The 7,627-nt window shown below is 74.1% G+C and carries 7 protein-coding genes; 5 read left to right on the top strand and 2 right to left on the bottom strand.

Annotated features, from left to right (window positions below; translation table 11 throughout):
* The first annotated feature begins 182 nt into the window (after window positions 1-182).
* From mshB to ACFXPK_RS00135, 3 genes are all read left to right on the top strand, one after another.
* Entirely contained in the window at window positions 183-1,160 is a 978-nt protein-coding gene (mshB, locus tag ACFXPK_RS00145; protein ID WP_385069858.1) for an N-acetyl-1-D-myo-inositol-2-amino-2-deoxy-alpha-D-glucopyranoside deacetylase, read from the top strand.
* On the top strand, window positions 1,157-1,582 hold the full coding sequence (locus tag ACFXPK_RS00140) for a DUF6113 family protein (protein ID WP_384997518.1): 426 nt from the start codon (window positions 1,157-1,159) through the stop codon (window positions 1,580-1,582). The genes mshB and ACFXPK_RS00140 overlap by 4 nt, the downstream gene beginning before the upstream one ends.
* 197 nt (window positions 1,583-1,779) lie before the next feature.
* Complete coding sequence (locus ACFXPK_RS00135; RefSeq protein WP_384997516.1) at window positions 1,780-3,939, top strand: hypothetical protein; 2,160 nt, start codon at window positions 1,780-1,782, stop codon at window positions 3,937-3,939.
* A 130-nt stretch (window positions 3,940-4,069) separates the two neighbouring features.
* Here ACFXPK_RS00135 and ACFXPK_RS00130 read toward each other — a convergent pair whose 3' ends face one another.
* The gene (locus tag ACFXPK_RS00130) at window positions 4,070-4,891 is read right to left on the bottom strand and encodes a tetratricopeptide repeat protein (protein WP_384998819.1); all 822 of its coding nucleotides are present in this window, start codon (window positions 4,889-4,891) and stop codon (window positions 4,070-4,072) included.
* Window positions 4,888-5,901 (bottom strand): GNAT family N-acetyltransferase, encoded by a 1,014-nt coding sequence (locus tag ACFXPK_RS00125; protein WP_385069856.1) that lies wholly within the window; start codon window positions 5,899-5,901, stop codon window positions 4,888-4,890. The genes ACFXPK_RS00130 and ACFXPK_RS00125 overlap by 4 nt, the downstream gene beginning before the upstream one ends.
* A gap of 140 nt (window positions 5,902-6,041) precedes the next feature.
* On the opposite strand from ACFXPK_RS00125, the gene fdxA reads away from it, so the two are divergent.
* Together fdxA and dapC are read left to right on the top strand one after the other, a co-directional pair.
* Window positions 6,042-6,362 carry a ferredoxin gene (gene fdxA, locus ACFXPK_RS00120; protein WP_003985062.1) on the top strand — a complete coding sequence of 107 codons (321 nt, stop codon included), beginning with the start codon at window positions 6,042-6,044 and terminating at the stop codon, window positions 6,360-6,362.
* 79 nt (window positions 6,363-6,441) lie between these two features.
* Window positions 6,442-7,536 carry a succinyldiaminopimelate transaminase gene (dapC, locus tag ACFXPK_RS00115; protein WP_385069854.1) on the top strand — a complete coding sequence of 365 codons (1,095 nt, stop codon included), beginning with the start codon at window positions 6,442-6,444 and terminating at the stop codon, window positions 7,534-7,536.
* The last annotated feature ends 91 nt before the right edge of the window (window positions 7,537-7,627 follow it).

The following is a 7,627-nucleotide window of genomic DNA, read 5'->3' as shown; positions in this document are numbered from 1 at the left end:
CGGTGTTTACTCGCATTTTGTGGGCGGCGGGCCCCATGGATCGGCCCCCGCCCCCGGCCCCGCGCCCCCGCCCCCCCGCGGGGGGCCCTCGACCGGTGCTCCCGTACGCCCGCGAACGGCGCCGCCGCACGTCTCCCGACGGCTCTCGGGCGGCTGTCGGTGCCGCCTCGTAGGCTGTCCCCATGACCGATCTCCCCGCCCGTCGTCTGCTGCTCGTCCACGCGCATCCCGACGACGAGTCGATCAACAACGGCGCCACGATGGCCAGGTACGCGGCCGACGGCGCCCTGGTCACGCTGGTGACCTGCACCCTCGGCGAGGAGGGTGAGGTCATACTGCCCGAACTCGCCCACCTGGCGGCCGATCAGGAGGACCGGCTCGGCGCCCACCGCGTCGGTGAACTCGCCGGGGCGATGCGTGAGCTGGGCGTCACCGACCACCGCTTCCTCGGCGGCCCCGGCCGGTTCCGGGACTCCGGGATGATGGGCCTGGAGCAGAACGACCGCGACGGCGCGTTCTGGCACACCGAGGTGGACGAGGCGGCTCCGTACCTCGTGGAGGTGGTCCGCGAGGTGCGCCCCCAGGTGCTCGTCACGTACGACCCCGACGGCGGGTACGGACACCCCGACCACATCCAGGCCCACCGCGTCGCCATGCGCGCCGCCGAACTGGCGGCCGACCCCGCCTACCGTCCGGAGCTGGGCGCGGCGCACGGCGTCGAGAAGATCTACTGGAACCGGATCCCGCGCTCGGTCGCCGAGGAGGGCTTCGCCCGGCTGCGCGCGGCCGGCTCCGGCTTCCCCGGTGTCGCGGAGATCGACGACATCCCGGGCGTCGTCTCCGACGAGGAGATCACCGCGGTGGTCGACGGCGCTCCGTACTCCCGGCACAAGGCGGCCGCCATGCGCGCCCACGCCACCCAGATCGCCGTGGACGGGCCCTTCTTCGCGCTCTCCAACGACCTCGGTCAGCCGATCTTCACCACCGAGTACTACCAGTTGGTGCACGGCACGTCCGGAGCACCCACCGGCGAACGTGAGAGCGATCTTTTCGCCGGAACGACCGGAACGACCGGAACGACCGGAACGACCGGAATGACCGGAACGGCCGGCGTGAACGCGGGTCCGCACGCCGGTCCGCGCGCCGGAGCGGACACGTGAGCACCCGCGAGCCGGGCGCTCCCGCCGCGCAACAGCTCACCACTCCGCTCGGATTCAGACCCGGGCGCATCGCCGCGTATCTGGGGCTGGCGGTGCTCGGCGCGCTCGTCGGGATCGCGGGTTCCCTCGTCCAAGGCGGCTGGTTCCCGGGCGGTTTGGTGCTCGCCCTGCTCGCCACGGCCGGGGCCTTCTTCGGCGGGCTGTACGCGACCGGCACCCAGCTCGGAGTGGGCGCGCCCGCCGCCGGATGGCTGATCGCGACGATCGGGCTGAGCATGGGCCGCGCCGAGGGCGACGCGGCCTTCGCCGCAGGTGCCGGGCCCCTTGTCTACCTGCTCGGCGGCATGGTGGTGGCTGTGATGTGTGCCACGATGTCGCGGTTGCCGCAACCGGGCACGAAGTCCGGCCGACTTGGGAAGTGACGAGCCCGGCAGCCGCTGAATTGACCATGCGCGTACGGTCGGCGGAGCATCGCTTCCCACGGTCGTCGGGTCTCCGTCGGTGGAGGCCAGTATGGTGGTGCGCGCTCCGGGCCTTCCCCCCGCTCTCCGGCTGTGGGGGAACTGAACAGTTGAGTACCAGTAAGAACGGGCGGCGGAGCCAACCGGGAGAACCTGCTTTGAGTCGTGAAACTGACAGTTCGTCCTCCGGGCCCCAGGGGCGCGGCGGAGCCGCGTACCCCTCGGGGACACCGCCGTACGGATCCCGCCAGTATCCGTCGCTGCATCCTCAGCAGGACGCTCCGGAGGAGAGAGAGACCGCGCCCGCCGCAAAGCCGGACGAGCCGAAGACCGAGACCACGCTGACCACCCGGATCCGGATCAACATCCCGGGTTCGCGGCCGATCCCGCCCGTCGTGATGCGGACGCCCATGAGCGACGTCGACGGCGCCGAGGGCCGGGGCACCCCGGCCGGCGAGCGCACGGGCAGCACACCGAAGCCCGCGGCAGCCCAGGACATGTCCGAGACCCGGCCGATCGACCTGGTCGGGGAGCAGCGCTCCGCCGCCCAGGCGGCCAACGGCGCGGACGGCGACAACGGCGACGGCCGGGACAGGCCGACCAGCGACTGGTTCGCGCCACGCAAGGCGGCCGGTGGCACGGCCGCGGGCATGAGCGCGGGCGCCGCCGCCGTCGCCGGCACCGCCCCGGCCCCGCCGCCGACGGCGGAGCCCGGCGGGGAGAGCCGCGCGGAGTCGCCGTACGGCTCGGACTACTCGGGCGGCACCGACTACTCCACCGGATCCCACCGGATCGGCGGCGCGGGCGGTTCCTCGCTCAGCGATCTCGCCGCCGAGGGGCTGGCGACCGGAGGCGGTCCCACCACCCCGGCGTTCGGCACCCGTCCCCCGGGCGCGGCCACCGGACCGAGCGGCCCCACCACGGGCCCGGCCCCCGGCAGCGCCTCGTTCGGCACTCCTCCGGCGTCCCTGGGCACCTCGCAGGGGACCGGCCGGATCGGTGCGCCCCGGCTCTCCGACGACACCGCCGTCCTGACCCCGCAGCAGCCCGCGCAGGACCCGGGGCCCGGCGGCCATGTCTCGGGCGACACGCTCACCAGCGGCATCCCCGTGGTGCCGCCGGAGCACCGTGCGCCCTTCCCCGGGTCTGGGCCGGGGGCCGACGGCCCCCGGACCGGCGCGGGCCCCGGCGGCGCGGGGTCCGGCGGACCCGGCGGCGACGGAGCGGGCGCGTTCGGCCGGGAGCACGACTTCTCGTCGCCCGACTTCCCCGGCCCGGTCGGCGCCGCGGGCACCACACCGCCCCTGGGCAAGGCGCCCGCAGCACCGGCGCCCCCGTCCGGGACGTCCTCGTCCGCCTCCGCACCCGCCAAGAAGGGCCGCTCCAAGGTGGCGCTGCTCGGCGTCGCCGTCGTGGTGGTGGCCGGCGGTCTCTACGGCGCCGGGCTGCTGATGAACCACTCCGACGTACCGAAGGGCACCACGGTCCTCGGCGTCGACATCGGCGGCGGCACCCGTGACCAGGCGGTCAACAAGCTCGAAGGCGCCCTCGGCGAACGCGCCTCCGCCCCGCTGCGGCTCAGCATCGGCGGCAAGACGGAGGAGCTGGCCCCCGACAAGGCGGGCCTGAGCCTGGACAGCCAGGCGACGGTGCGCAACGCGGCGGGCAGCGACTACAACCCGGTCTCGGTGATCGGCTCGCTCTTCGGCGGCGCCCGCGTCGCCGAACCGGTGATCCCCGTCGACGAGGAGAAGCTGAGCGTCGCGCTGGCCGATCTGGCGGGCGTCTCCGGCTCGGCCCGCGAGGGCACCATCACCTTCGAACCGGGCAAGGCCGTCGCCGTACCCGGCAAGGCGGGCCAGGCGCTGGACGTCAACCACTCGATCATCTCGACCCGGGACGCCTACCGCGCCCAGGTCCAGACGGGCAAGGCGAACAGCATCGAGCTGCCCGTCGCCACCCGCGAGCCCACCGTCGACCAGGCGGAGCTGGACCGGGCCATGAAGGAGTTCGCCGAGCCCGCCATGTCCGGCCTGATCACCATCCAGGCCGGCGGCAAGCAGATCCAGTTCGGCCCCGCCAAGTCGCTGCCGAAGATCCTCTCGATGAAGGCGGTCGACGGAAAGCTCGTCGAGGTCTACGACAGGAACGCCATCGACCAGCTTCTCGAAGGCGTCTTCGACGGCATCACGATCACCAAGGGCGACGGCAAGCAGTACCCGGTCTCCTCGGCCGACGTGGCGCAGGCCATGCAGAAGGCGCTGCGCGGCAAGACCCCCGCGGAGCGCACGCAGACGATCAGTCTCGACCCGAGCTGACCGGAGGCGCGGGCGGGCCGTCCCCGCTCGTGCCTGACCGCCCCGTACGTTCCACGCCGCCGGGCGGGCCTCCTCCGAGGTCCGCCCGGCGGCGTTCGCGCCGGTACGGGGCCGCCCCGGGCCCCTGAGGTCAGTTCAGCATCGCTCTGGCCGCGCGGGCCTTCCGGCGGATGGCCTCCGCGGCGGCGGGCTCCACCGCGGCCACCACCCGCGCGTACTCCTCCATCTCCGCCGCCCCGCTCAGGAACTCCCCGCGGCGGACCAGCAACTGGGCCCGCTCGTAGCGCAGCCGGGCCGGGTGGGCCGGCAGGAGGAGCGAGAGATCGACGGCCCACAGCGCCACGTCGCTGCGCTCGGGGCGGAGCGCCGCCCAGGCACGGACGTTGTTCAGGACGCGCCGCACGATGTCCAGCGCGGCGGCCGGACGGAACGAGGCGGGGTCGGGCGGCGCCCCCGTCACACTCCTGACCAGGAGGTCCGTGTCGTCACCGGTCAGCAGCCGGCCGGCCGCGAACGGGTCGGCCAGGACCCGCTGCGCCGGGTCGCCGAAGCCCACCACGAAGTGGCCGGGCAGCGCCAGCCCGTACACCGGTGCCCCGGCCCGGCGCGCCACCTCGATCCAGACCACCGAGAGCAGGATCGGCAGCCCGCGGCGCCTGCGCAGCACCGCGGGCAGCAGCGAGGACTCCAGCCGCTCGTAGTCGGCGGGGGAGCCGTGGAAACCGCAGCGCCCGCCGAGCAGCTCCCCGAGCGCCCGCGCCCACGCGCGCGCCCCCGCGACCCCGAAGGGCAGCAGCCCGGCGAGCCGGTCCAGCTCCGCCTGGGCCGCGTCGAGATCCGGCTCGGTGAGGTCCGGGTCGCCCTCCGCGCCGACGAGCAGGCAGAGCGTCGCCAGATCGGGCCGCTCCGCGCGGGCCTCCTCGGCGAACCGCCGGCGCCGCTCGCCGCTCACGGTGACCGGAAATGGTGGTAGCGGTGGTGGACGGCGAAGCCCATGCCGTCGTACAGCGCCTGCGCGCCCTCGTTGTCCGCCTCCACCTGGAGCCAGGCGGCGGACGCGCCCTCGTCCAGCGCCCGGCGGGCGAGCGCGGTCATCACCGCCGTGGCCAGCCCGCGCCTGCGGTGCGCGGGGTCGACCTCCACCGCCATGAACCCGGCCCACCGTCCGTCGACCACGCACCGGCCGATCGCCGCGGGCGTCCCGCCCTCCTCCGGGGCGTCCTCCCCGGCGACCGCCGCGAACCACACCGAGGGGCCGCCGGAGAGCACCTGGAGCACCTCGGGCCCCGGCCTCCCGGCGGAGCGCTGGTAGCGCCGCAGCCACGCCGTGCCGGCCGTACGGTCGAGCGTTACGCCGGAGAGGTCGTCGTCCCGGTCGGCCAGCGGCGCGAGCGCGCCGACGCGCACCTCCGCCGTCACCTCCGAGCGCCAGCCGCGCCGCTCCAGCTCGGCGCAGAGCAACTCCTGCGTGGACTCGGCGCCGGTCGCGGTCTGGATGTACGCGGGCAGCCCCCGCTCCCCGTACCAGTGGCGTACGCGCGCCAACGCCTCGTCGAGCGGCATGCCGGGGTCACCGAGGGGTAGGACGGAGTTGGCCCGTCGCGTGAAGCCGGACGCGGCCCTCAGCAGCCAGTCACCCAGCGGCTCGCTCTCCACCGGCTGCCAGGAGCGGGCACCGACCCGTGCCAGCTCCTCGAAGGAGGCGGCGGGGCCCCGGCGCCGGGCCGGCGCGGCGGGGACGACCTTCCCCGCGACCAGCGCGCCCTCGGGGACGCGCACGCTCTCCCCGGTCCGTCGTGTGATGAGCAGCACACCGCCGTCCCAGGATGTGAGAACGCCCACCGTGTCGGTGAACTTCTCCGGGCCCGTGCCATCCTCCGTCAGTTGTCTGACTGATACACGTTTGCCCACGTCAGAGGGGGTCACGCGGACCTCAAGTCGTCCGCCGCCAGTGAATTCCACAGCTCTGTCCGCCCCTCCTGTTCGGATCGCGCTCAAGAACGGAGATACTAGATGCGGGCATCGACGACGCCGCGCTCCCGCGCGCCCGTGGACGGAGCCGCAGATCGGCCCGCCGCGCCCTATCGAGGAGGAACGACAGCGTGACCTACGTCATCGCGCAGCCTTGTGTCGACGTCAAGGACAAGGCGTGCATCGAGGAGTGCCCGGTCGACTGCATCTACGAGGGCTCCCGGTCCTTGTACATCCACCCGGACGAATGCGTCGACTGCGGAGCCTGTGAGCCGGTCTGCCCGGTCGAGGCCATCTTCTACGAGGACGACACCCCGGAGGAGTGGAAGGACTACTACAAGGCGAACGTCGAGTTCTTCGACGAGCTCGGTTCGCCCGGCGGTGCTTCCAAGCTCGGCCTGATCGAGCGCGACCACCCCTTCATCGCCGCGCTGCCGCCCCAGAACGGCTGACAGCGCGCCCCCGGTCCCGTACGGCTCCCCGCTGTACGGGACCGCGGTGTTTGGCACACGAGAAAGAGTGAGTGAGCACGTGTCCGCAGTCTCTTCGCGCCTTCCCGTCTTTCCCTGGGACAAGCTGGAGCCCTACAAGGCGACGGCGGCTGCCCACCCGGACGGGATCGTGGACCTGTCCGTCGGCACGCCCGTCGACCCGGTCCCCGCACTGGTCCAGCAGGCCCTGATCGGCGCCGCGAACTCGCCCGGGTATCCGACGGTGTGGGGCACGGCCGAGCTGCGGGACGCGCTGACCGGCTGGGTGGAGCGGCGGCTCGGCGCGCGCGGGGTGGGCCATGCGCACGTCCTGCCGGTGGTCGGTTCCAAGGAGCTGGTGGCCTGGCTGCCGACGCAGCTCGGGCTCGGGGCGGGCGACCGGGTCGCGTACCCGCGGCTCGCGTACCCGACGTACGAGGTGGGGGCGCGGCTCTGCGGCGCCGAGCCCGTCGCGTACGACGACCCCACGGAGCTGGATCCGGCGGGGCTGAAGCTGCTCTGGCTGAACTCGCCGTCCAACCCCACCGGGCGTGTGCTGGCCGAGGACGAGCTGACCCGGATCGTCGCCTGGGCGCGCGAGCACGGCGTCCTGGTCTTCAGCGACGAGTGCTACCTGGAGCTGGGCTGGGAGACCGAGCCCGTCTCCGTGCTCCACCCGGACGTCTGCGGCGGTACGTACGAGGGCGTCGTCGCCGTCCACTCGCTCTCCAAGCGCTCCAACCTGGCCGGCTACCGCGCGGCCTTCCTGGCGGGCGACCCGGCGGTCCTCGGCGAGCTGCTGAAGATCCGCAAGCACGGCGGGATGATGGTGCCCGCGCCGGTGCAGGCGGCCACGGTCGCGGCGCTCGGCGACGACACCCACGTACAGGAGCAGCGGGAGCGGTACGCGGCCCGGCGCACCGCCCTGCGCGCCGCGCTGGAGGCGCACGGCTTCCGCGTCGACCACAGCGAGGCGAGCCTCTACCTCTGGTCGACCCGCGACGAGCCGTGCTGGGACACCGTGGCGCACCTCGCGGGGCTGGGCATCCTGGTCGCGCCCGGCGACTTCTACGGTCCGGCGGGCGGGCGCCATGTACGGGTGGCGCTGACGGCCACGGACGAGCGGATCGACGCGGCGGTCAAGCGCCTGGCGTGAGCCACCGGCGTACGCCCGAGGGCCCTGGGGATCGCGCCCGCCCCCCGGCCCGCGCGGTTGCTTGGACGCGGGTCCGGGCCCCGGGCCCGGG

The organism is Streptomyces sp. NPDC059142 (genome assembly GCF_042755665.1).
Lineage (GTDB): Bacteria > Actinomycetota > Actinomycetes > Streptomycetales > Streptomycetaceae > Streptomyces.
The sequence above is the reverse complement of the archived record's forward strand: the minus strand, read 5'-3'. Positions and strand labels throughout refer to the sequence as shown.